The organism is Streptomyces sp. NPDC006624 (genome assembly GCF_040611555.1).
Taxonomy (GTDB): domain Bacteria; phylum Actinomycetota; class Actinomycetes; order Streptomycetales; family Streptomycetaceae; genus Streptomyces.
In genome coordinates this window covers 21513-45457 of sequence record NZ_JBEXOM010000023.1, presented here as the reverse complement: position 1 = coordinate 45457, position 23945 = coordinate 21513, and the positions used below count along the sequence as shown (strand labels likewise).

The window sequence follows — 23945 nt, the reverse complement described above, 5'->3', positions numbered from 1 at the left end:
CCTTATGCGGCGGCCTTCACACCGCTCCGCTCCGGCGCGGTGGCCAGGCGGCGCCGCCGCGCGGGCATGCCGAAGGTCGGGTGGGCGATGCCCCAGCCGGCCGTCCTCAGCACGCCCGACTTGATCCGTGCGGCGGCCGGGCCGCCCACGTACCAGGACTTCGACCGGGCCTCCTCGTCCACCACCTGGATGATCGCGTCCCGCCGCCCGAGACTGATGTGGTTGCCGTGGTACTTCAGGGCCACCGTGGGAACCTCGCCGCCCGTCAGGCGCGCGATGATCGCGGCGGTGGCCTGCATGGTGGTGTAACCGGCCGAGGCGCAGGACATCGGCAGCGGCCGGCCGTTGTCGCCGATCGCGTGGGCACTGTCGCCGGCGGCGTAGACGTCCGGGTGCGACACCGAGCGCATGGTGCGGTCGACGACGATCCGGCCGCTGTCCGTGACCTCCAGGCCGCCGGCGGCGGCGAGGGGACGCACGGCGAACCCGGCCGCCCACACGGTCACGTCGGCCGGGAGGGACCCTCCGCCGGTGGTGAGGGCGCGGGTCGGTTCGACGGCCGCGACGCCGGTGTGCGCGTGGACGGTGATGCCGAGCCGGTCGAAGGCCCGGCGCAGGTGACGGTTGGCCTTCGGGGAGAGCCAGGCTCCCGGTTCGCCGCGGGCGGCGAGCGCGACCGAGAGGTCCGGCCGGGCCTCGGCGACCTCGGTGGCGGTCTCGATGCCGGTCAGCCCCTCACCGACGATCAGCACGGTGCCCCCTGCCCGCAGGCCGGCCAGGCGCTCGCGCAGACGCAGTGCCGAGGACAGGCCGGACACGTCGAAGGCGTGCTCGGCCACGCCGGGCAGGCCGTGACGGGCCACCGAGCTGCCGAGCGCGTAGAGCAGCGTGTCGTACCCGAGTTCGCCGGCGCCGTCCGCGCCGGTCACGGCGACGGTCCGGCGCCCGGGGTCGACGCCGGTGACGCGCGCCAGGCGCAGCCGTACGCCGGTGCCCGCGAACACGTCGGCGAGCTTGCGGACGCCGAGCTGCTGCCCGGTGGCGAGCTGGTGCAGCCGCATGCGCTCGACGAAGTCGGGCACGGCGTTGACGACGGTGATCTCGGTGTCGGCGGGGGAGAGCCGGCGGGCCAGGCTGCCGGCGGCGAAGGCCCCGGCGTACCCGGCGCCGAGGACGACGATGCGGTGCTTCATGGTGATGCTCCTGTCTCGTGCGCGTGCCCCTTGAACGAGACGGCGCCCCGATTCCTGACAGGAGCCGGATGTGACCTGGGCCACGGGCGCCGGTCCCCGGCCGAGAGGGCGCGCGAGACCGGGGTCGCCCTGTATGTCTGCTGCCGAGGCGTGCGGCTCAGTGCCTCGCCCGGTCGGGCCGGGCGTTGGCCCGCGTCACGTCGCCGCCGTAGTGCGCGAGCACCTTGGGGTCCATCACCCGCCGCCACAGCGGCGTCGCCCAGGCCAGGACGATCATGGATGCGTAGCCGGAGGGCAGTTGCGGCGCCTCCTCGAAGTGGCGCAGTGTCTGGTAGCGGCGCAGCGGGTTCGCGTGGTGGTCGGAGTGCCGCTGCAGTTGGTACAGGAAGATGTTGCTGGTCGTGTTGTTGCTGTTCCAGCTGTGGCGGGGAGCGACCCGTTCGTAGCGCCCGTCCGGGCGGCGTTCGCGCAACAGGCCGTAGTGCTCCAGGTAGTTGACCGTCTCCAGCAGCAGGATGCCGCATGCCGCCTGGACGAGCAGGTAGGGCAGGACCACGGGGCCGAATCCGGCCGTGAGCGCGGCGAACAGCACCACGGTCAGTCCCCACGCGGTCAGCACCTCGTTGCGGAACGACCAGGTGCGGTGCCGGCGGCGGTGCAGCCGGCGGGTCTCCAGACGCCAGGCCGACCGCGCGCTGCCCGCGACCGTCCGCGGCAGGAACGCCCACAGGCTCTCGCCGAGCCGCGAGCTGGCCGGGTCCTCGGGGGTGGCGACGCGTATGTGGTGACCGTGGTTGTGCTCGACGTAGAAGTGGCCGTAGGCCGACTGGGCCAGGGCGAGACGGGCCAGACGGCGTTCCACCGTCTCCCGCTTGTGCCCGAGTTCGTGCGCCGTGTTGATGGCGACCCCGGCGACGACACCCACCGTCGCGGCCAGCCCCAGCGCGTCCGGCACGCTCATGCCCCGGGACCACAGCAGGCACGCGTACAGCAGCCCGGCGTACTGCAGGGGCAGGTACAGGTACGTGCACCAGCGGTAGTACCGGTCCTCCTCCAGCAGCGGGATCGCCTCGTCCGGGGGGTTCTCCTGGTCGGGGCCGATCAGGGCGTCGAGCAGCGGAATGAGCACGAAGGCGAAGAACGGCCCCCACCACCACAGGACGGGCCAGTCGCCGACCGCGACCAGCGCCGCCGCCTGGAAGGGCAGGGTGGGGACCGCCAGGCCGAGCAGCCAGGCATACCGTTTGCGGTCGCGCCAGGGTGTGCCGGCCGGATGTGCAGGGGGCGTCGTCGACGGTGCGGTCATCGGGCTGGGCTCCTCGCGGCGTTCGGCTCCGGGGAAGGGCGGACACCGGGCAGCCGCTGCGGCCGGGGAGGCACGCGGCGGACCACGGGGTCCGGACCCGGCAGAGCGTGGCACCGGCGGCGAGCGCTGACAATCGGGGACACACTGTCAATGTTTTGACGACGCGTCAGGTAACGGCCGGTCCGCCGGCCGCGTCAGCACCCCCATGGCCGCCGCGGTGATGAGGTCCGCCGACTCGCGCAGCGTGTGACCGAGCGGCGGCAGCACGATGTGCGACAGGGTCAGCCGCACGATGACGTCGGCCGCCTGCTCCGTCCGTTCGGTGTCGAACTCCTGGTAGTGGATCTCGCACCACGACCGCACCAGGTGCCGGGCGCCCGTGACCACCGGCTCCGAGCGGGCCGTCAGGTACGGCAGCAGGGAATCGGTGCCGTTGCGGGCCGCCGCGACCACCGAGGCGACGAGCACGTTCTCCCGGGCCTCCCGGAGGGCGTGCAGGACGGCGGAGGCCAGGGCGTCCGACGGCGTGGGCGCCGGCTGCCGCAGGGCCAGGTCCACTCCGCCGAGGAAGCGCTCCGCCTCGCGGTGCACCAGCGCCTGGCTCAGGCCGCCGCGGCTGCCGAACTCCTTGTACACCGTGGGCCGCGACACCTCCGCCCGGGCCGCCACCTGCGACAGGCTCACCGCGTCCCAGCCCTTCTCCGCCGCCATGGCGCGCGCCGCGTCCAGGACGTCGTCGCGCATCTTCCTCCGCCACGCCTCCCGCGGCGGCAGGGCCACCGCCGGAGCGTGACCGGTGGCTGCGGCGAACGGTGTGTCCTCCACGACGTCTCCTCGTCTCTCCTCGCATCCATGCGCTGCTGCGGCGCCGATGACACGGCGGTGCCAGCACTCTGACGAGGTGTCAGGACGAGGATGCGTGTGTTCTATCGGATGGTACAGATGGCGCGCGGATCGTCGATATGTACCGCACAACTCCTTCGGTGGGCCGGACTCGCGCCCATGGAGCCACGGCTGAGCAGCGCCTCCGCCCGTCGCGGAGGGCGGTGTGCGCCGCGTGGCACGAATGTAACGTGCGATACGTCTAGCCAATCCTGAAGAGATTCTGTAACTTCCCAGAGCAGTCGGCGGCGCCTCCGCCGGCGAAGGCATCCGAGAGGTCCGATCCCCATGAACGCTCGCACGGCCCGTCGCCTGGCGGCCGCCACCGCCGTGACCACCGTCCTTTCCGCGCTCGCCGCCTGCTCCGGCGGCGACGACTCCGCACCGGCCGCGAGCAGCGAGCTCACCGTCGCCGGTGTGAAGATCGAGAAGGATCCCGCGCTGCACGACGCGCTGCCCGAGGAGATCAAGAAGTCGGGCACCGTCAAGGTCGCCACCGACGTGCCCTACCCGCCCTTCGAGATGTACGTCAAGGAGGGCGAGAGCGAGCTGACCGGCCTCGACTACGACCTGGGCCAGGCTCTGGGCGCCAAGCTCGGCGTGCGGTTCGCCTTCACCCCGCAGAAGTTCGACGGAATCGTCCCCGCGCTCCAGGCCGGCAAGTTCCACGTGGCGATGTCGGCCATCACGGACAACAAGGAACGGCAGAAGGTGGTCGACTTCGTCGACTACTCGCAGTCCGGTTCCGGCATCCTCGTCGCCGAGGGCAACCCCGAGAAGATCGCCACCCTCGACGACCTGTGCGGGCGCAAGGCGGCGGTGCAGGCCGCCACCAACCAGCTGGACCTGCTCAAGAGCCACCAGGCCGAATGCGGCAAGGCCGGCCGCGGGCGCATCGACATCGAGACCTACCCCAAGGACTCCGACGCCCAGCTCGCCCTGCGCTCGGGCAAGGTCGTCGCCCAGCTGCTGACCAAGCCGGCCGCCGGCTGGACCGCCAAGACCGCCGACGGCGGCAAGATCTTCGACCTCGTCGAGGACCCCGCCGCACCCGGCGGCTACAACGCCTCGCCCAACGGCATAGCCATCACCAAGCGCCTGCCCGAACTGACCGACGCGATCCAGAAGGCCCTGCAGGCCCTCATCGACGACGGCACCGTGACCAAGATCTACGACAAGTACGGCGTCGCCTCCATCGCGGTGAAGGAAGCCACCAGGAACGCGGCGGTCGACTGAGCATGGTCGAGCTGAAGACACCCCGGAACACCGCGGCGCCCGCCCCGGGGCGCCAGGCGGAGGACCTCGTCGTCGTGCCGGTGCGCAACTACGGCCGCTGGGTGGCCGCCGCGGCGGCCCTGGCCGCACTCGTCGGACTGGCCGGCTCGCTGGCCAAGAACGAGAACCTGCGCTGGGACATCGTCGGTGAGTACCTCTTCGCCGACCTCATCTTCGACGGGCTGGTCACCACCCTGTGGCTGACCGCCGCCGCCATGGTCCTCGGACTCGCCCTGGGCACGCTCATCGCGGTCATGCGGCTGTCCCCGAGCCCCGTCCTGTACGGCCTGGCCACCTTCTTCGTGTGGATCTTCCGCGGCACCCCGCTGCTCGTGCAGATCATCTTCTGGGGCTACGCGGCCGCGCTGTACAAGTACGTGATGATCGGTGTCCCCTTCACCGACATCACCTTCTTCCAGGCCGAGACGAACTCCCTGCTGACCCCCGCCGTCGCCGCACTGCTCGCCCTCGGGCTCAACGAGGCCGCCTACGCCTCGGAGATCGTGCGCGCCGGCATCCAGTCCGTCGACCCCGGCCAGACCGAGGCGGCGCACTCCCTGGGCATGCGCCCCGCCCTGACCATGCGGCGCATCGTGCTGCCCCAGGCGATGCGGGTCATCATCCCCCCGATGGGCAACGAGACCATCAACATGCTGAAGATGACCGCCCTGGTCTCGGTCATCTCCGCGCACGACCTGATGTCCAACATCCAGGACGTGTACGCCCAGAACTACCAGGTCATCCCCATGCTCGTCGTCGCGAGCCTGTGGTACCTCGCCCTGGTCACCGTACTCGGCGTCCCGCAGGCGTACCTGGAGCGCCGCTACGGCCGCGGCACCGCCCGCGCCCAGCACGTCTCCCCGCTGCGGCGCCTGCTCGGCGGAGCCGTCCGGCCCGCGCGCGTGAAGAAGAAGGAGGCGGGCCGGTGAGCGCCCCCACGCCGCACGACGAGAGCGTGCCGATGGTGCACGCGGAGGGCGTGCGCAAGCAGTTCGGCAGGCTGGAGGTCCTCAAGGGCATCGACCTCACCGTCCGGCGCGGCAGCGTGTGCTGCCTCCTCGGGCCGTCCGGCTCCGGCAAGTCCACGTTCCTGCGCTGCATCAACCACCTGGAGAAGGTCGACGGCGGCCGGCTCACCGTGGACGGCGAACTCGTCGGCTACCGGCAGCAGGGCGGCAAACTGCACGAGTTGCGGGAACGGGAGGTCGCCGAGCGGCGCCGCGACATCGGCATGGTCTTCCAGCGCTTCAACCTCTTCCCGCACCTGACGGCACTGGAGAACGTCATCGAGGCCCCCGTACGGGTCGCCGGGGTCGCCAGGGCGCAGGCCCGCGAGGAGGCGCGGCACCTGCTGGAGCGGGTCGGTCTCGCCGACCGCGCCGGACACTACCCCGCACAGCTGTCCGGCGGTCAGCAGCAGCGCGTGGCGATCGCCCGGGCCCTCGCCATGAAGCCCAAGCTGATGCTGTTCGACGAGCCGACCTCCGCGCTCGACCCCGAGCTCGTCGGCGATGTGCTCGACGTGATGCGGCAGTTGGCCGCCGACGGGATGACGATGGTCGTCGTCACCCACGAGATCGGATTCGCCCGCGAGGTCGGCGACACGGCCGTCTTCATGGACGAAGGGGTGATGGTCGAGGCCGGCGACCCACGGCAGGTCCTGGTCGACCCCGAGCAGGAACGCACCCGCGCCTTCCTGTCGAAGGTCCTGTGAACGCCCCCGCACGGCAGCGGCCCCGGCCCGCCGAACTGCTCGGCACCGCCCGCAGCCGTCTGCAGCGTTACCTGGACGACCTCGCCGCACTCGTGGCCGTCGACTCCGGCTCCTACAGTCCCGCGGGTGTCAACGCGGTCGCGGACTGGGTGCAGGCCCGCCTGGAGTCGCTCGGATTCGCCGTCGAGCGCATCCGCCCGCACGCCGGCACCGGATCCCGCCCCGACACCCCGGCGCTCGTCACGGGCGACGTGCTGGTGGCCCGCAAGGCGGGCCGCCTCGCCGAGGCGGACGGCGGACGGCGCATCCTGCTGGCCGCCCACATGGACACCGTCTTCGAGGACGGCACCGCCGCCGAGCGGCCCTTCGCCCTCGACGGCACCCGCGCGCACGGTCCCGGAGTCAGCGACGACAAGGGCGGGCTGCTGGCCGGTCTGACCGCGCTGGAGCTGCTGCACGAGCACGACGCCGCGCAGTACGCCGAGCTGGTGTTCCTCGCCACCCCCGACGAGGAGATCGGCTCCCCGGCCAGCCGGGCGATCACCGAGGACGTCGCCGGCGGCGCGCACTACGCCCTCGGCCTGGAGTGCGCCCGGGAGAACGGCGACCTGGTCGTCGCCCGCAAGGGCGTCGCCGACTTCCGGCTCACCGTCACCGGCCGCGCCGCGCACGCCGGCATCGAGCCCGAGCGCGGCGCCAACGCGGCCCTCGCCGCCGCCCACCTGGTCGTGGCCCTGCAGGCCCTCAACGGCCGCTGGGACGACGTCACCGTCAACGTCGGCGTCGTCAGGGCCGGTCACCGGCCCAACATCGTCTGCCCCGAGGCCGAACTCCGCCTGGAGGTGCGCGCCTCCACCGCCGCCGGGGTACGCAGGGTCAGGCGGGCCATCGAGGACGCCGCCGCCTGCCCGGCCGTACCCGGCACCACCGTGACCGTCGAGCAACTCGACGACTGCCCCCCGATGGAGGCGACCGCCGACTCCCTGCGGATGCTCGCCGCGGCCGAGAAGGCGGCGGCCGCCCTCGGCTTCGCGCTCGGCGCCACGGCCACCGGAGGCGTCGGCGACGCCAACCTGATCGCCGGCACCGGCGTGCCCGTCCTGGACGGCCTCGGACCCGTCGGCGGCGCCGACCACACCCCGCAGGAGTGGCTGGACACCGCGACCGTGCCCGAGCGCGTCGCCCTGCTGGCCTCACTGATCACCGCCCTCGGCAGCGACGACGGCGGCGCATGACCGCCGGGCCCCCGGCCGTGTCCGACCCCGCCCGGGGGCCCGGCTCCCCACCGACCCACGACACCTCCCAAGGAGGCCCCATGCGCGATCGTCCCGGCCGGCGCCGACTCCTCGCCGGCGCCACCGCCGTCGTCCTCACCCTCGCCGCCGCACCGGCCGCGCAGGCCGCCCCGCGCGCCGAGAGCGCACGGACGGCGGGCTCCCTCGTCCTCATCGGCGGCGCACTCGACGAGGACAACACCGAGGTGTACGGCGAGATCATCGAACGCGCCGGCGGCTCCCGCGCCCGCATCGGCGTCCTCACCGCCGCCTCCGTCCCCGAGAGCCAGGACCCGCACGCGGACGACCCCGACCGGTGCAGCAACTCGGCCTGCAACGGCGCCTACTACGCCGACCTGTTCGAGAAGCACGGGGCGGCCGACGCCCAGTGGATCCCCGTCGACCTCGACCACATCGCCGCCGCCGACTCCGACGCCGTCGTCGACCAGGTCGAATCCATGACCGGCTTCTTCTTCGGCGGCGGCGACCAGTACCGCTACGTCACCACCCTCCTGCACGGCGAACGGCACACCGACTCCAAGGTGCTCGCCGCGATCCGGGCCAGGCTCGCCGACGGCGCGGTCGTCGCCGGCACCTCGGCGGGCGCACAGATCGCCGCCGGACCCGACATGGTCACCGGCGGCGACTCCTACCAGGCCCTGCGCGACGGCAGCGCTCCCGGCTACTTCGACGACCCCACCCGGCTCGGCTACCTCCCCCGCGGCGGATTCGGCTTCCTGCGCTCCGGGCTCGTCGACACCCACACCGGCGCCTACGGCCGGGAGGGCCGCGCCCTGCGCCTGGCCGCGGACACCGGACACGACCGCGTCTACGCCCTGCAGGAGAACAGCGCGCTCGTCGTCGACGCCCCGGGAACCCGCGACGAGACCATGACCGTCCTCGGCGCCAACGGCGTCGGCATCCTCGACCTGCGCGACGCCCGCACCCGCACCGCGCCGGCCGGCTGGTCCGTCACCGGGGCCCGCTACACCCACCTCACCGACGGCGACCGCTACGACGCCCGCCGCTGGACCGCCCGCCCGGCCGGTGACAAGCAACCCCTGATCCCGCGCGGGACGGCCCCCGTCCCCGCCAACGACGACGGCTTCTACTCGCCCGACAACCCGGCCGGGGTCCCGTACTCCTTCCTCACCACCGCCCGGGCCCTCGCCACCGCCCGGTACCAGCGCACCGCCACGGCCACCACCTACGAGAGCGCGCCCCGCTTCACCGTCACCTTCACCGAACAGCCGGGCTTCTCCGCCTGGACGAGCGACGGCACCACCGCGCAGACCCTCCTCGGACTGCGCGTCGACACAGCGCCCCGGTGACCGATCGCCGCACTCCCGCGGCGGCCGGGGCCGGCCGGTCCCTCCGGCCGGTCCCGGCCGTCCGCGCGGGCATTAGGCTCGGCACCGGCGCACCACAAGATCGAAAGGAGCCCTCATGGCCCCCGGCACACTCGCCGACGACATCCGTCTCAAGCTGGGTCACCTCAGCCCCGCCGAGCGGAAGGTCGCGAGGGTGCTGCTGGCCGCCTACCCCGCCGCGGGCTTCGAGACCGTCGCCACGATCGCCGAACGCGCCGCCGTCAGCGCCCCCACGGTGCTGCGCTTCGTCGCCCGCCTCGGCTACAACGGGTTCCCCGAGTTCCAGGCCGCCCTGCGCGCCGAACTCGACCAGCGCAACGCCTCACCGCTGTCCCTGTACGAGGGGACGGAGGACACCTCGGAGGACGACTCGGCCGCGGGGCTCATGGCCCGCTCCAGCAGGCTGTTCACCACCGCCGTGGCCCAGACCCTGGCCGAGACCCCGCCGCACGACCTCGAACGGGCCGTCGCGCTGCTGTCCGACCGCAAACGCCGGATCACCCTGGTCGGAGGCCGCTTCACCCATCTGCTCGCCCAGTATCTGGGCCTGCATTTGATGCAACTGCGCGGCGACGTCCACATCTTGCCCGAACGCGATGTCGAGCGCGCCGCCGCCCTCGCCGGATTCGGCCGCCGCGACGTCCTGGTCGTCTTCGACTACCGCCGCTACGAGGACGACAAGGTGGCCCTGGCGCAGCTCACCCTGGAACGCGGCGGCAAGGTCGTCGTCTTCACCGACACCTGGCTGTCGCCCACCAGCGCGCACGCGGAGGTGGTCCTGCCCAGCCAGGTCACCACGCCCTCCCCGTACGACAGTCTCGTGCCCACCCTCGCCGTCATCGAGACCGTCGTCGCCGGCCTCCTCACGGCCCTCGGTGACGACGCCCACCAGCACCTGAAGCACACGGAGGACGTGGCCCGGCGCATCGGCCTGGTCTGACGCGGCGGCCCGCCGCCGACGGCGGGTGCGCAGGTCCCCGGGCGCCACTCGGGCGACTTTCGGCGGTCCGGCGGCGTGATGCCGCGGTTCCCTCCCGGACCGGTACGAGCATGCAGTCGTACCGCGTGTCCGGCCCCCGGGGAGGAACTGTGACCACCCAGAACGGCGCACCGGTGGCCACCGGTGTCACCGCCGAACGCCTCGCCGGGCTCCGCGCGTGGAACCTGGGGCTCACCCTGCTGCACCTGGCCCAGGCCGTGGCGATCGTCCTGCTCGCCGGGGGCTTCTCGATCACCGTCACCTCCTCCGTCCCCGAGGGACCACCGGGAACGAAGGCACCCGCGCCCGAGGCGCTGTTCGACGTGCCGATCGGCTGGGCGGTGGCCGTCTTCCTCGCCCTCGCGGCACTGGACCACCTGCTGACGGCGACGGTGTGCCGCGCCACCTACGAACGCGACCTCGCGCGCGGCATCAACCGCTTCCGCTGGCTGGAGTACGCCCTGAGCGCGACCCTCATGGTGCTCCTCATCGGCTTCTACTCCGGCATCACCGGCCTCAACGCCGTCATCGCCGTCGCGGGCGCGAACGTCGGGATGATCCTCTTCGGCTGGATCGAGGAGCTGATGAACCCGCCGGGGCGGGCGGTGACGACGATGCTGCCGTTCTGGTTCGGCACGCTGGTCGGCGTGACGCCGTGGATCTCCATCGCGTACAACGTCGCCGCGGCCGAGACCGTCCCCGGGTTCGTGTACGGGATCGTCGTCGTCCAGGCCGTGCTGTTCTTCAGCTTCGGCCTCAACCAGTGGCTCCAGTACCGCGGGATCGGCCGGTGGTCCGACTACGCCTACGGCGAGAAGGCCTACCTGGTCCTCAGCCTCGTCGCGAAGTCACTCCTGGCCTGGCAGATCTTCGGCGGTTCGCTGTCCGGCTAGCCCGACGCGGCCAGGGGGGCCCAGAACGCCGGGGCCGCGGCGTGGACCACCGGGCCGCCGCGGAGGGCTGCCGCCTCCGTCACCGTGCCCGCGTCCAGTCCCGGCGGCCCGCTGCGCGAGACCACCAGCGACGAACCGCCGTGGGCGACGGCCACGTCCAGCAGCCCCTTCGCCGGGTCCAGCCGTCCGCCCCGCCCGGCGGGGCGGTGGTAGACGGCCGGCCGGTACGTGATCCCGGCACGCGTCACGCGCGGCATCGCACGACCGAGCACGGCACGCGCCGCCGGGCCGTCCGGGCGGTGCGGCACGGCTCGCGGCGGCAGCGGCGGCATCACGGCGATCAGCAGCAGCGGCGCACCGCGGGCGGCGGCAAGCCGGACCGCCACGTCCACGACGGGGGCGTCGTCGAGACGGTCGGCCAGCACCGCGGCCACCGGGCACCGCGGGTGTGAAGGACAGGAGGGGGAGGGCGGGCGGAGGGAGCTCATGACCGTCGCACCTTCCGGGAGAGGGGAGGGGGTGCTTCCAGCGTCTCCTCCACCGGAAAGCCTGTCAACATTTACGCGAAATATGTTTCGCGTAACGGGGGTCGTATGTGTCGCGCGTCCCCCGCCCTCCGTCTCGCCCGCCCGGGACCACCCCGGCGTCAGTCCCGCACGACGCACAGGGCCCAGATGACGAAGGCGTACAGCGCGATCAGGACGATCGACCACACCGGGTAGTACGGCAGGGACAGGAAGTTGGCGATGATCAGCAGGACGGCGATGCCGACCCCGACGACCCTGGCCCACAGGGAGCGCGAGAAGAGCCCGACGCTCACGGCCATGGCGATCACGCCCAGGATGAGCTGGATCCAGCCCCAGCTGGTGAGGTCGGCCTTGAAGATGTAGTTGGGGGTGGTGACGTAGACGTCGTCGTTGGCGATCGCCATGATGCCCCGGAACAGGTCCAGGATGCCGGCGACGAACAGCAGGACGGCGGCGAACGTCACCAGTCCGCCGGCGGTCGCCTCGGACGCCCGCGAGCGGTGGTGGGTAGTCGTGGTCATGTCTGCTTCCCTCACTTCCTCGTCACCGCAGCAACTGGTGCTGCTCCACCGATCGTGCGGGACGGCCCGGGCCCGGTGATCACCCATCACGGGTGAGTTCGCGCGGCCGGTCACGCAAGCCGGGGAAGGAGCGGCCGCCGGACGCGGCGGGGCGGCCCGGGCGGCGGTGGCGGCGACGGCGGCGTCACCACCGCGTCCCACCGGTGTGCGACGCCGGTCGCGGGAGGGCGCCGCTTGTCACCCCTCGGGGGTGAGGCACGGTCGTCGGTGCTCTCGGTGGCGCCGCCATCGGTGGCCGGCTCGGTGATCGCCGTCCCCTCCCCATGGCGATCACCGCTGCCGCGGCTGCCGCGCTCACGGTGCTGGTGCTCTTCTGCGCCGGATGGCCCAACGCCCTGCCTCGCCGCCACCGTCCCGAAGGACGCCCTCGCCGAGACTGGCCCCGACACACCGTCCGAGAACTGACCCCCGGAAGGCGCGGCCATGTCAGAGCTCCTCAAGAAGCCCGAGACGACCAAGGGCCCGGCCGAGTGGTTCACCGGCGACGTCTGGTTCGACGTCATCGCCCCGCCGGACGGCCCTCAGCAGGGTCGCTGCACCTCGGTGCGCTTCGCACCCGGCGCCCGCAGCGCCTGGCACCGGCACGCCAACGGCCAGCTGCTGCACGTGACCGAAGGCGTCGGCCTGACCCAGGTCCGCGGCGGCGGGATCGTCGTCATCCGGCCCGGCGACACCGTCTGGTGCCCGGCCGGCGTGTGGCACTGGCACGGCGCCGCCCCCGACCACTTCATGACGCACCTGGCCATCTGGGACAGCTTGGCCGAAGGCCAGGAAGGCCCGGAGATCGAATGGGGTGAGCACGTCACGCAGGAGCAGTACGACGGCCGGTCGTCCTGATCCTGCCTCCGCCGCCGACCGGGCGGTTTCCGCTTCGGGCGGAGTGCGGGTGCCCGGAACCGATTCCCTGCGACCATGCGGGTGCACCCGACGACCAGGGAGGACGGTATGGAGCCGAGGGATCTCCGTCGTGCCGTGGACGCGGGACGGGCGACCGCCGCGGAGCTGGGTCTCGAGGTCGACGACGTGGCCGTCCTCCACGACTCGGACCGCGTCGCGCTGCGCCTGGCCCCGTGCGATGCGCTGGCCCGGGTCGCCCTTGAGGCGCAACGGGCCGAGGCCGAGTTCGAAGTGGAGGTCGCCCGCCGCCTCGCCGAGGCCGGCGCTCCCGTGGGCCAGCTCGATCCCCGGGTCGCGCCCCGGGTCCATGTGCGTGACGGCTTGGTCGTCTCGCTCTGGACCTACCACGAGCCCGTGGGGTCACCCGTCGCGCCGGCCGCCTACGCGGACGTGCTGCTGCGCCACCACGCCGCCCTGCGCCGGATCGACCTGCCCGCACCGCATGTCACCGATCGAGTCGCCGCCGCACTCAGGGAAGTGAACGACCCGGAGCGATCCCCCGAACTGCCCGACCGGGAGCGGGACTTCCTGAGCGGCACACTCGGCGGACTGAGCGCCGAGATCGGCGCCGGGTCGGCCGGTGAACAACTGCTGCACGGCGAGCCGCATCCCGGCAACCTCCTCCACACGAGCAAGGGCCCGCTCTTCGTGGACCTCGCCACGTGCTGCCGCGGGCCGATCGAGTTCGACCTCGCCCACGCGCCCGAGGAGGCGGACCCCCACTATCCGGAGGCCGACCGGACCCTGATCGACCGCTGCCGCGCCCTGAACTGGGCGATGTTCGCGGCCTGGCGCTGGCGCCGGGACGACCAGATGCCCGACCGGGAGCACTGGAGGGCGGAAGGGCTCGACCGGGTCCGTGCCGCACTCGAGCGCTGCGAAGCGGGTCCCGCTCGCCCTTGAGCGACGGGGGAGAGAACGAATCCGGAAGGCGACGAGTTCCGCGTTCGGCGCAGTGCGTCGGAGCGAGCCGCCCATGGATGCCTGACGCCGCTGCCGCTGCCGCTGCCGCTGCCGCGTGGCCCGGCACACGCGGCCTCGTGGATTGCGGCCGGGAACACCCGGGGAAGTCATAGGGCTGTGATCACCGTGAAGGGAGCATGACGCCCCGTGACGTTCACGACGCCCCCCATACCCAGAGCTGCTGGATCGTTCCCGCTGATCGGTCACGCGTTACGGCTCATCCGCGACAACCTCGGATTCATCGCCTCGCTGCGCCGCGACTACGGCCCGCTGGTCGAGATCACCCTGCAGCCCGGCACCCGCACCATCGTCGTCCAGGACCCCGACCTCATCCGCACCATGCTCGTCGACCTCGCCCCCACACTCGACAAAGGCCGCTTCTTCGAGAAGATGGGCCACATCCTGGGCGACAGCGTGGTCACCGCAGCCGGCCAGGACCACGTCGGCAGACGCCGCCAGTTGCAGCCGGCGTTCGCCCGGGACCGGATCGCCCGCTACGTCGACGTCATGCGCGACGAAGTCACCGCCACCACCGGCACCTGGCGGCCCGGCCGCCCATTCGACGTACACGAGGCCATGGTCGGACTGTCGCTCGACATGCTGGCCAAGACGGTGTTCTCCGCGAGCCTCGACGAGGAGACCTTCCGCAGACTGCGCCACGACCTGTCCGTCGTGATGACGGGCGTCGGCGCACGCGTCATGCTGCCCGACTGGGCCGAGCGGCTGCCGCTTCCCTTCAACCGCCGCTTCAACGAGTCCCGGGACGCCGTACGGGCCACCGTCCACCGGGCCGTCGACGAGCTGCGGGCCTCCGACCACGACACCGGCGACATGCTCTCGATGCTGCTGCACGCCACCGACCCCGACAGCGGCGAGCCGCTGACGACGGACCAGATCTGCTCGGAGATCCTCACCCTGGCCGTGGCGGGCACCGAGACCACGGCCAGCGTCCTGTCCTGGATCCTGTACGAACTCGCCCGGCAACCCGGCATCGAGGCCCGGGTCCTGGCCGAGCTGCACGAGGTCCTCGGCGAGCGCCCCGTCGCCTTCGCCGACATCACCCGGCTCCCTTACTTGCGGCGCGTGATCGACGAGGCGACGCGGCTGCATCACACCGGCTGGCTCGTGACCCGCAGGACGACCACCGAGACCCGCCTGGGGGAGTGGACCCTGCCCGCCGGTACGGAACTGGCCTACTGCCAGCACGCCCTGCACCGGGACCCCGCGCTCTTCCCCGACCCCCTGACCTTCGACCCCGATCGCTGGCTCGACAGCGCCCAGCCGCCGCCCACCGGTGCCTTCCTTCCGTTCGGCGCGGGCAAGCACAAGTGCATCGGCGACCACTTCGCGCGCACCGAGCTGATCACCGCCGTCGCGACCATCGTCCGCACGGTCCGCTTCGAACTCGCGGACAGCCGGAGAGTCCGCCCCGTGGCACGTGCCACCGTCCGGCCGGGACGCCTCATCATGACCGTGTCACCGCGGACGAGCACCACGCGCTCCGCGGCCGCCTGAGGCACGGTGCGGCCCAGCCGTGGGCCGGGCAGGCGTCACCGCCCGGCCCGTTCCACGGCGCACGGCCGTCGGTGGCCGCTACGGTCCGTCGGGCGGGTGCGAGGTGGCGCTGTCCGGCCTCGGTGAGGCGTACCCCGGGGCCGCCCCGCCCACGCCCCGGGGGCCGTGGCCGACACCGCCGGAGCGAGACCGGCCCTCGTGCTAGGGTCACGCGTTCGCGTGGTCGTCGTCGCGGTGGTCGGCTGTCCGGTGCCGCTGGTGCATCGGCTGCTCCGTCCTGCCGGGCCTTCCTCGGTACGTCCCCCTGCGGAAGGCTGTCCATGAACCATCACGAGGACTCCGGTAGCGCCCACGGCACTCCGGCCCGGCCCGGTGCCACGAGCCCGGCGACGGGTCCGGCCGTCTCCTTCGCCGACTTCGGACTGCCCGCGGAGGTGCTGCGGACTCTGAGCGGGCAGGGCGTGCGCGAGCCCTTCCCGATCCAGGCCGCCACCCTGCCCGACGCCCTGCGGGGACGCGATGTCCTCGGACGCGGGCGCACCGGCTCGGGCAAGACGCTCTCCTTCGGCCTGCCCCTGCTGACCCGTACGGCCGGGCGGCGCGCCGAACCGAAACAGCCCCTCGCGCTGATCCTGGTTCCCACCCGGGAACTGGCCCAGCAGGTCACCCAGGACCTCACGCCGTACGCCGAGGCGCTGCGGCTGCGACTGGCCACGGTCGTCGGCGGCATGTCGATCGGCCGGCAGGTCGCCGCCCTGCGCCAGGGAGCCGAGGTGGTCGTCGCCACCCCCGGACGCCTGCACGACCTGATCGGGCGCAACGCCTGCCGCCTGGGGCGGGTGAGGATCACCGTGCTGGACGAGGCGGACCAGATGTGTGACCTCGGCTTCCTGCCGCAGGTCGTCGACGCGCTCGATCAGGTGCACCCCGACGGTCAGCGCATGCTGTTCTCGGCCACGCTGGACCGCGACGTCGACCAGCTGGTCCGCCGCTACCTCAAGGATCCCGTCGTCCACTCGGTCGACCCGTCCGCGGGCACGGCCACGACGATGGAGCACCACGTCATGGTCGTCCACGGTCCCGACCGCTACGCCGTCATCACGGAGATCGCCGCCCGCGACGGCCGCGTCCTGCTGTTCCTCGACACGAAGCACGCCGTCGACCAGCTCACCCGGCACCTGCGGGCCAGCGGGGTGCACGCCGGGGCCCTGCACAGCGGCAAGTCGCAGCCACAGCGCACCCGGACCCTCGCGCAGTTCAAGAGCGGCCGGATCACCGCTCTGGTGGCCACCGACGTCGCGGCCCGCGGCCTGCACGTCGACGACCTCGACCTCGTGGTCAACGTCGACCCGCCCACCGGCCCCAAGGACTACGTGCACCGCGCGGGCCGGACCGCCCGCGCTGGTGAGTCCGGCCGCGTCGTGACACTGGTGTCGGCGGGTCAGCGCCGCGAGACGGGACGCATGATGGCCGAGGCCGGCATCGAGGCGACCGTCACCAAGGTGCGCTCCGGCGAGGCGGTGCTGAGCCGGATCACCGGCGCCAAGGCTCCCTCCGGCATCCCGCTCGACGGCGGACCCGCCGCCGTCCGGCCCAAGAACACGAACGCTCCCTTCCGCGGCCTCGGCACCAGCAAGGACACCTCCCGCGGCGGCGCTGGAGGCACGTCCCGGAAGGCCGCCGAGGCCCGCAAACTCGCCGAGGCCCGCAAGGCCGCCCTCGTGCGCCGCAACGGCTGAGATCCCCGTGCGTCGCCTCGACGCCTTGATGCCCGAAGTCCAGCACGCTTGGAGCACCCTCGCGTCTGCCCGGCGAGGCTGAGGTCCGGCCGGCCGGTGGTGCATCCGCCGACGGCCCTCCGGCGGAAGTGGTCGTGCAGGGGACAGGGTCCTCGTTCCGAACCCCGAGCCGGGACGAGGACCCGCCCTCTGGCTCAGCGCCCCCGGCTCAGATCGCGTGCCGCGTTGCCGCACCCCTGCCGAGCCGAGCCGCGCCGCCCGTCCAGCGACAGGCGACCTTCGCCCCGGGCGGTCTGCGACGATGGCGCCATGGACGAGGACGTCATTCCCATCCTTCGCGTCGAGGACGCTGCGGCGGCGGTCGCGTGGTACGGACGGCTGGGCTTCGCCAAGCGGTGGGAGCATCGCTTCGCACCGGGACTCCCCGCGTTCGTCGAGGTCGCCAGGGGCGGGGTGCGGCTGTTCCTGTCGGAGCACACGGGAGATGCCCGCCCTGACACGTTGGTCTACCTCCGCGTTCGTGATGTCGAGGCCATCGCTTCCGAGTTCGGAGTGCAGGCGAAGGACGCTCCGTGGGCGCGTGAGATCGAACTGCGCGACCCTGACGGCAACCGGCTTCGGATCGGCACGCCCACGGAATGACACGCCCACGGAATGACACGCCCACGGAGTGACACGCCCACGGAATGACACGCCCACGGAATGACACGCGCCGGCAGCGCGCGGCAGGGAAGCCGTGCCGGTGGCTGAGCGAGCAGGCGTCAGCGAGATCGACGACGACTCCCCCCGTGCGGCGCGCCACCGGCCGCGGCCACGTGCGTGCAGCCGGCTCGGCGCCTGCTCCCAACTGAACCGGCCAGGCGTCGAAGACCCGCCCGGAACCGCGCGACTCCGGCACGACCGCGCCCTGGACGGCCGCCTGGCCGCGGGCCATCCGCAGCCCATGGGCCGGCAGCGGTCGGGTACCCGCCGGTCATGCCGCAGCGGAGCCCGCACCTGTACATCGGCCACGACCGGGTCGGCTCGGCCGCGGTGCGCAGTGCGGGGACGTCGCTGCCGGACGAGCAGGGGACCTTGACCGTGCTCGTGCCGGGGCTGGGGGCGCCGGGCTATCTGCTGCGCACGCTGCGACGGTGTGCGCGGTCGGGGCCGGTGCGCCTGCTGGACGTCCCCGGCTTCGGGAATCCGGCCGGACGGGCCTGCCCCGAGACGCTCGGGCCGCTCGCGGAGACGGTGGCGCGGTGGCTGTCCGTCGTCCCGCCAGGGCCCGTCGTCCTCGCCGGGCACTCCACCGGCGCCCAGGTGGCGCTGCACGCGGCCGTGCGTGTCCCGGAGCGGGTCCGGGCGCTCGTCCTGCTGTCCCCGACCTTCCCGCCCCACCTGCGGCGGATGGCGCCGCTGCTCGGCGCGGTCGCCCGCACGGCCGTCCACGAGAACCCGGGCTTCCTGCCGACCGTGCTGCCCTCCTACCTCAGGGCCGGTCCTCGGTCACTGCTGAAGTACGTCCGGTCGGCCCAGGCCGACGCACCCGAGGAGGTCCTGCCCTCGGTGACCTGCCCGGTCACCGTGGTGGCGGGGGAGAGGGACGCGTTGTCCCCACCGGACTGGGTCGGCCACCTGGCGCGCCGTGCCGGCGACGGCCGCCCGCTGCTGGTGCCCGGGGCGCATGCCTTCCCCCATCCCCATCCCGCCGTCACCGCGGACGTTCTGGCGCGAGCGCGGCGAGGACGGCCGTAGCAGCGCTCATCGGCGGCACGGGTGGGATGCGAGCCGCGACCGGGGCCGCCGCCGCGGGCTGACGGCCGGGCCGGTGCCGTTCCGTCGTTCCCCGAAGGCGCCGGAGAGCCACCGCGCCGCACGGCGTACCCAGTGGCTTCGGGGTACCCGGTGGCTGCCGGCAAGGGGCGACGGGTGTGCGTCCGGTCCGTCCACGCCCCCTTGCCCACGCCGCAGACGTGCGGGCCGCCCGGCGCGTCCCCTGGCCGTCGTATGTCCCGTGCCGCATCGTGAACGGGTTGCTGACCTGTGAGAGGGCCGCCGTCTTCGCCGGGGCGCGGGCTCGGTGGGTGCGCCGGTGAGGTCGGGAGAGGACGAGTGCGATGAGCCGAGCGGATCGGGACCCGGAGCGGGCGGGGCATGCGCGGGACGCGGCGGCCGGCCCGAGCGGACTGATGGACCTGCTGGGCGTCGCCGCCGTGCTGCTGGAGGCCGACGGCCGCATCGACATGTGGAGTCCGCAGGCCGCGGAGCTGTTCGGCTACACCGGTGACGAGGCGGTCGGACAGTACGCGGCCCTCCTGCTCCTCCACCCAGATCACCGGGACGAGGCGATCAGACTGTTCGCCGAGGTCATGGAGACCGGCCGTGGCTGGGCGGGCGTGTTCCCCGTCCGGCACAAGGACGGCAGCACCCGGATGGTGGAGTTCCGCAACATGCGGCTGACCGACACCCTCGGCGACCACTACGCGCTGGGGCTCGCCACCGACCGGGCCACGCTGCAGCAGGTGGAGCGGAACGTGGCCCTGTCCAGCCAGCTGGTCACCCAGGCGCCCATCGGGCTGTCCGTCCTGGACAACGACTTGAGGTACGTGGCCGTCAACCCGGCCCTGGCGGCGATGCACGGCGTGCCCGAGGCCGATCACGTCGGCCGCAGTTTCCGCGAGATCCTGCCCGGCGAGGCCTTCGCGACGGCCGAGACCGACATGCGGGAGGTGCTGGCGAGCGGTGTGGCGATGGTCGACCGGGAGGTGGTGGGCCGTACCCGGGCCGACCCGGACAACGACCACGCCTGGGCTGTGTCGCTGTACCGGCTGGAGGACCACACCGGGCACGTGCTGGGGATCGCCAACGTGGTCGTGGACGTCACCGACCGGTACCGGGCGGCCAGGGCGGCCGACCGGGCCCAGCAGCGTCTGCGCCTGATGGCCGACGGCTCGTCCCGCATCGGCACCACCCTGGAGGTGGAGCGCACGGCGCGCGAACTCGCCGACGTCCTCGTGCCCGACCTGGCCGACATGGCGGCCGTGGACCTCCTGGACTCCCTCCTGCGGACGGGCCGTCCGGAGCAGGGGGAGGGCCCGCCGCTGTTCCGCTCCCTCGCGGTGAAAACCGCCTACCCCACCGAGGCCGCCCGGGCGATCATCCAACCGGGCCACCTCGTCACCTTCCACGCCGGTCACCCGGCGGCCCACTGCATCCGCACCCGCCAGCCGTCGCTGATCACCCACCTGGACAGCGGCGACCTCGGCCGTGTCGCCACCGACGCCGCCGCGGCCCGACTGCTCGCCGAGGCCGGTGTCCACAGCGACATGGCGGTCCCGCTCATCGCCCGGGACGAGGTCATCGGCGTGATGGGCCTGGCCCGCGCACGCAACCCGCAGCCCTTCGACGAGGACGACCTCACGCTGGCCTGCGAGCTGGCCGCGTCCGCCGCGCTCGGCATCGACAACGCCATCCTGCACCAGCACATCCGCAACGCCGCCGAGACCCTGCAGCGCAGCCTGCTGCCGCAGCTGGCGCCCCGCCGCCCCGGCCTGGAGATCGCCGCCCGGTACCGGCCCGCGCAGGCCTTCAGCGAGGTCGGGGGCGACTGGTACGACATCATCCCGCTCGACGGCGACCGGACCGCCCTCGTCGTGGGCGACGTCATGGGCAGCGGAATCCCGGCCGCCACCGCCATGGGCCGGCTGCGAACGGCCACCTCGACCCTCGCCGACCTCGACCTCGACCCGTCCCGGATCCTCACGCACCTCGACAAGATCACTCAAGGTCTCGATCCCTACATCGCGACCTGCCTGTACGCGGTCTACGACCCCCATCACGAGCGTGTGCACGTGGCCTGCGCCGGCCATCTGCCCCCGGTCCTGGTGCCCGCCGGAGGACCACCCCGACTGCTCGACCTGCCCACCGGCACGCCGCTGGGAGTCGGCAGCGGCCCCTTCGAGACCACCACCGTCGCCGTGCGTCCCGGTGATCAACTGGTCCTGTACACGGACGGACTGGTGGAGACGCGCGACGACCCCATCGACGAACGCCTGGACGATCTCCTGCACCTGCTGTCGCCGCCCCACCGCTCCGTGGAGGAGACCTGCGACCTGCTCCTGCGGCGCCTGCGCGAACCCGGTGACCGGGACGACGTCGCCCTGCTCATCGCCCGCGCCCAGCCCCTGCACGGCGGGACCGGCCCGCCGCGGCACTGACGCGCGTCACCCGGCGGACCCGTTCGCGCCCTCCCGCTCCACGCGGCGGAAGACCGGTGCCGGGCCGGTGCCCTCGGGCCGTACGGCGGCCAGCGCCCGGGCGACCGCGGACTCCAGCGTGCCACTGGTGTCGACGGCGACGGCCTCCGGCCACGGTCGCTCGGCGCCCGCCATCGCGGCGGCGATGCCGGGGCCGGCGTCGGACGGGCCCGGGGCGCGCGCGGTCAGACGGGCCGCCGACACGTCGCCCGGCACATGGCAGTGCAGGGTCACCAGGTCGGAGCTGGTCCGCTCGGCCACCCGCAGGGCCGCTTCGCGCCGGGCCGCGTCCAGCCAGGTGGCGTCCACGACGACGGACTCACCGCAGGACAGCAGAGCCGACGCGCGGTCGAGCAGCGCGGCGTACGTCCTGGCGGTCCACTCCGGCGTGTACAGGCCCTCGCCGTAGCCGGCCGCCGCCGGCTGCTCCGCCGGGATCCCCGCCAGCTCCTTGCGCAGGCGGTCGCTGCTGAGCAGCGTGACCCCCAGGCGGTCGGCCAGCGCGCCGGAGAGCGTGGACTTCCCGCTGCCCGGCAGGCCCCCGACGAGCGTCAGGCCGACGGCGGAGGCGCGCAGGTGGCTCAGCGCCGCCGGGACCAGCCGCCGTGCCGCCGCTTCCGCGCCCGGCGCGCCCTGACGGGCCTGGATCATCGAGACCTTGGCCCGCACGAACGCGCGGTAGGCGACGTAGTGGTGCCACAGGGAAGGCGGCGCGGGGTCGCCCGCGAACTCGCCGTACCGCGCGAGGAAGTACGCCGCCTCCCGCGGGGCGCCGAGCTGTTCCAGGTCCATGGCGAGGAACGCGGCGTCGTCGAGGCCGTCGAGATGGCGCAGACGGTCGTCGAACTCCAGACAGTCCAGGACCCGGGGGCCGTCGTCGAGGCAGAAGACGTCCTCGGCGAGCAGGTCCCCGTGCCCGTCGACCACCCGGCCCTGCTCGATGCGGGAGTCGAACAGCCGCTTGCGGCCGGCGAGATAGCGGCGTACCAGCCGCTCGGCCTCCGCCACCCCGTCGGGCACCACCCCGTCGTCGCCCAGCGCGCGGACCTGCGCGAAACTCGCCTCCCACCGCGACGACAGCGCGTCCCTCGTGCCCTGCTCGGCCACGTCCCGGCTCCGCGGCGCCCTGGCGTGCCAGGCGGCGAGTTGCCGGGCGACGGCCCGCAGGACGTCGTCGACGGCGGCCCCTTCCCGCACCAGGCGGGACAGCCGGCGCTCCGCGGGCATCCGCCGCATCACCACGAGCGGTTCGGGCGCCTGCGCGCCGGGGGTGCGGAGTTCGCCCAGCCCCAGATACACGTCGGGTGCGAAGCGGCGGTTGAGGGCGACCTCGCGCTCGCACGCGGCCCGGCGGGCCGTCACCGTCGTGTAGTCCAGGAAGCCCAGGTCCACCGGTTTCTTCATCTTGCAGGCGCGGTCGCCGGCGAAGAACACGATCGCGGTGTGGGTCTCGCACACCTCCGCGCGCGGCAGCGGATCCCCGGCGCGCCGGGCACCGGAGCGGGGTCCGGGACGGTCAGCCATGGGGTACGACGGCGACGGGGCAGCGCCCGTGGTGGATCGCGGCCTGCGCCACCGGACCCAGGTGCGGCCCCAGCCCGGCGCGGTGCCTGCGGCGGCCGACGACCACGAGCGCGGCGTTCTCGGCGGCCTGCACGACGGCCTTGGCGGGGCCGGCCAGACGGACGCTGCCGGTGACGTCCACCTGCGGGTACTTCTCGCGCCAGGGACGCAGCGCCCTGTCCAGCTGCAGCTGCGCCTCCTGCGTCATCTCCTCGGTGACGCCGTGGTCCACCCCCCAGGGCACCCGCGCGTGCAGCGGCACGCTGCGGCCGTGCAGGGCCAGCAGAGGCATGTTCCCCGCCGCGGCGGTGTGGAAGGCGAAGTCGAGCAGGTCGTCGGAGGGACCGTGCAGCTTCAGGGCCACCACGAGGCGGCGCGCGGTCGCCGCCGGCGCCTCGTCCGCGCGGCCGGCGGCGCGGACCAGGACGACCGGCCGCGAGGCCCGGGCCACGACGGGCATGCTGACGTCGCCCAGGAAGTAGCTCTCCACGGCCTCCAGCCCTCGCGAGCCGAGCACCAGCAGCTCGGACTCCGCCGCCGCCCGCAGCAGGGCGTCCTGGGCGTCGTCGGCGACCAGGTCCGCGGCGATGGACAACTGCGGGTGATGTGCCTGGAGCTCGGCCTGTGCGGTGTGGACGAGACGCTTCGCCCAGTAGTTCTGGTCGACTTCCGCGGGGACGCTGGTCGGCTCCGGCGCCAGCAGCGGCCAGGCGTGCAGCAGACGCAGGGTGAGCCGGCGCCGTTCCGCCTCGTCGGCGGCCCAGTGAGCGGCGGCAAGACTCTCGGGCGAGCCGTCGAGGCCCACGGTGACGACTGGTTGCATGGCGGCGGCCTCCGTCTCGTACGAAGCTGGAGAGGACGGTGGATGACGGTGAACGGGTCCGGTCGCGGGCGGGTGGGGGTCCGGGCGTCGCCGACATGCCGAGCGGTGCGGGTCCCTCATTCGAGGAGTACCGCAATCCCCTCCCCCTCGCATGCGGGCCCGCGGACGAGCGGGGAGAAGCTCCGCGGAACGCGGCACGAAGGGAGACGGACG

The 23945-nt window shown here is 73.3% G+C and carries 21 protein-coding genes; 14 read left to right on the top strand and 7 right to left on the bottom strand.

What is annotated here, in order from left to right; genetic code table 11:
- Positions 1-2 precede the first annotated feature (2 nt).
- The 3 genes from ABZY20_RS31350 to ABZY20_RS31340 all read right to left on the bottom strand — a co-directional run bounded on the left by ABZY20_RS31350 (position 3) and on the right by ABZY20_RS31340 (position 3324).
- Positions 3-1193: an FAD-dependent oxidoreductase gene (locus ABZY20_RS31350; protein WP_356445914.1), complete on the bottom strand. Its 1191-nt coding sequence runs from the start codon at positions 1191-1193 to the stop codon at positions 3-5.
- Between the two features lie 157 nt (positions 1194-1350).
- Positions 1351-2499: an alkane 1-monooxygenase gene (locus ABZY20_RS31345; protein WP_356445912.1), complete on the bottom strand. Its 1149-nt coding sequence runs from the start codon at positions 2497-2499 to the stop codon at positions 1351-1353.
- A 147-nt stretch (positions 2500-2646) separates the two neighbouring features.
- Positions 2647-3324, bottom strand: a complete 678-nt coding sequence (locus ABZY20_RS31340) for a TetR family transcriptional regulator (RefSeq protein WP_356445910.1) — start codon at positions 3322-3324, stop codon at positions 2647-2649.
- Between the two features lie 345 nt (positions 3325-3669).
- Between ABZY20_RS31340 and ABZY20_RS31335 the strand changes: the two genes are divergently transcribed.
- The 7 genes from ABZY20_RS31335 to heR all read left to right on the top strand — a co-directional run bounded on the left by ABZY20_RS31335 (position 3670) and on the right by heR (position 10886).
- On the top strand, positions 3670-4617 hold the full coding sequence (locus ABZY20_RS31335; protein ID WP_356445908.1) for an ABC transporter substrate-binding protein: 948 nt from the start codon (positions 3670-3672) through the stop codon (positions 4615-4617).
- A gap of 2 nt (positions 4618-4619) precedes the next feature.
- Positions 4620-5585: an amino acid ABC transporter permease gene (locus ABZY20_RS31330; protein WP_356445906.1), complete on the top strand. Its 966-nt coding sequence runs from the start codon at positions 4620-4622 to the stop codon at positions 5583-5585.
- A gap of 32 nt (positions 5586-5617) precedes the next feature.
- The gene (locus ABZY20_RS31325; protein ID WP_356446054.1) at positions 5618-6370 is read left to right on the top strand and encodes an amino acid ABC transporter ATP-binding protein; all 753 of its coding nucleotides are present in this window, start codon (positions 5618-5620) and stop codon (positions 6368-6370) included.
- On the top strand, positions 6367-7605 hold the full coding sequence (locus ABZY20_RS31320) for a M20/M25/M40 family metallo-hydrolase (protein ID WP_356445904.1): 1239 nt from the start codon (positions 6367-6369) through the stop codon (positions 7603-7605). The genes ABZY20_RS31325 and ABZY20_RS31320 overlap by 4 nt, the downstream gene beginning before the upstream one ends.
- Before the next feature lie 80 nt (positions 7606-7685).
- A complete protein-coding gene (locus ABZY20_RS31315) occupies positions 7686-8975 on the top strand; it encodes a cyanophycinase (protein WP_356445903.1) in 1290 nt (429 codons plus the stop codon).
- Positions 8976-9090: 115 nt separating this feature from the next.
- Complete coding sequence (locus ABZY20_RS31310; RefSeq protein WP_356445901.1) at positions 9091-9954, top strand: MurR/RpiR family transcriptional regulator; 864 nt, start codon at positions 9091-9093, stop codon at positions 9952-9954.
- Positions 9955-10103: 149 nt separating this feature from the next.
- On the top strand, positions 10104-10886 hold the full coding sequence (gene heR / locus ABZY20_RS31305) for a heliorhodopsin HeR (protein ID WP_356445899.1): 783 nt from the start codon (positions 10104-10106) through the stop codon (positions 10884-10886).
- Here the strand turns inward: heR and ABZY20_RS31300 are convergent.
- Positions 10883-11374 carry a universal stress protein gene (locus tag ABZY20_RS31300; RefSeq protein WP_356445897.1) on the bottom strand — a complete coding sequence of 164 codons (492 nt, stop codon included), beginning with the start codon at positions 11372-11374 and terminating at the stop codon, positions 10883-10885. The genes heR and ABZY20_RS31300 overlap by 4 nt on opposite strands.
- Positions 11375-11532: 158 nt before the next feature.
- A complete protein-coding gene (locus ABZY20_RS31295) occupies positions 11533-11934 on the bottom strand; it encodes a hypothetical protein (RefSeq protein ID WP_356445896.1) in 402 nt (133 codons plus the stop codon).
- 483 nt (positions 11935-12417) lie between these two features.
- On the opposite strand from ABZY20_RS31295, the gene ABZY20_RS31290 reads away from it, so the two are divergent.
- The 7 genes from ABZY20_RS31290 to ABZY20_RS31260 all read left to right on the top strand — a co-directional run bounded on the left by ABZY20_RS31290 (position 12418) and on the right by ABZY20_RS31260 (position 21307).
- Positions 12418-12831 carry a cupin domain-containing protein gene (locus tag ABZY20_RS31290; RefSeq protein ID WP_356445895.1) on the top strand — a complete coding sequence of 138 codons (414 nt, stop codon included), beginning with the start codon at positions 12418-12420 and terminating at the stop codon, positions 12829-12831.
- A 108-nt stretch (positions 12832-12939) separates the two neighbouring features.
- Positions 12940-13794, top strand: a complete 855-nt coding sequence (locus ABZY20_RS31285) for a phosphotransferase (RefSeq protein ID WP_356445894.1) — start codon at positions 12940-12942, stop codon at positions 13792-13794.
- Between the two features lie 207 nt (positions 13795-14001).
- On the top strand, positions 14002-15369 hold the full coding sequence (locus ABZY20_RS31280; RefSeq protein WP_356445893.1) for a cytochrome P450: 1368 nt from the start codon (positions 14002-14004) through the stop codon (positions 15367-15369).
- 320 nt (positions 15370-15689) lie between these two features.
- Entirely contained in the window at positions 15690-17108 is a 1419-nt protein-coding gene (locus ABZY20_RS31275) for a DEAD/DEAH box helicase (protein ID WP_356445892.1), read from the top strand.
- Positions 17109-17417: 309 nt separating this feature from the next.
- Positions 17418-17750, top strand: coding sequence for a glyoxalase superfamily protein (locus tag ABZY20_RS31270; RefSeq protein WP_356445891.1), 333 nt, complete (start codon positions 17418-17420; stop codon positions 17748-17750).
- 333 nt (positions 17751-18083) lie between these two features.
- Entirely contained in the window at positions 18084-18845 is a 762-nt protein-coding gene (locus ABZY20_RS31265) for an alpha/beta hydrolase (RefSeq protein WP_356445889.1), read from the top strand.
- A 362-nt stretch (positions 18846-19207) separates the two neighbouring features.
- Complete coding sequence (locus ABZY20_RS31260) at positions 19208-21307, top strand: SpoIIE family protein phosphatase (RefSeq protein ID WP_356445887.1); 2100 nt, start codon at positions 19208-19210, stop codon at positions 21305-21307.
- Between the two features lie 6 nt (positions 21308-21313).
- On the opposite strand, the gene ABZY20_RS31255 is transcribed toward ABZY20_RS31260, so the two are convergent.
- Together ABZY20_RS31255 and ABZY20_RS31250 are read right to left on the bottom strand one after the other, a co-directional pair.
- Entirely contained in the window at positions 21314-22804 is a 1491-nt protein-coding gene (locus ABZY20_RS31255) for an AAA family ATPase (protein ID WP_356446052.1), read from the bottom strand.
- Between the two features lie 58 nt (positions 22805-22862).
- Positions 22863-23732 carry a universal stress protein gene (locus tag ABZY20_RS31250; protein WP_356445885.1) on the bottom strand — a complete coding sequence of 290 codons (870 nt, stop codon included), beginning with the start codon at positions 23730-23732 and terminating at the stop codon, positions 22863-22865.
- Between the last annotated feature and the right edge of the window lie 213 nt (positions 23733-23945).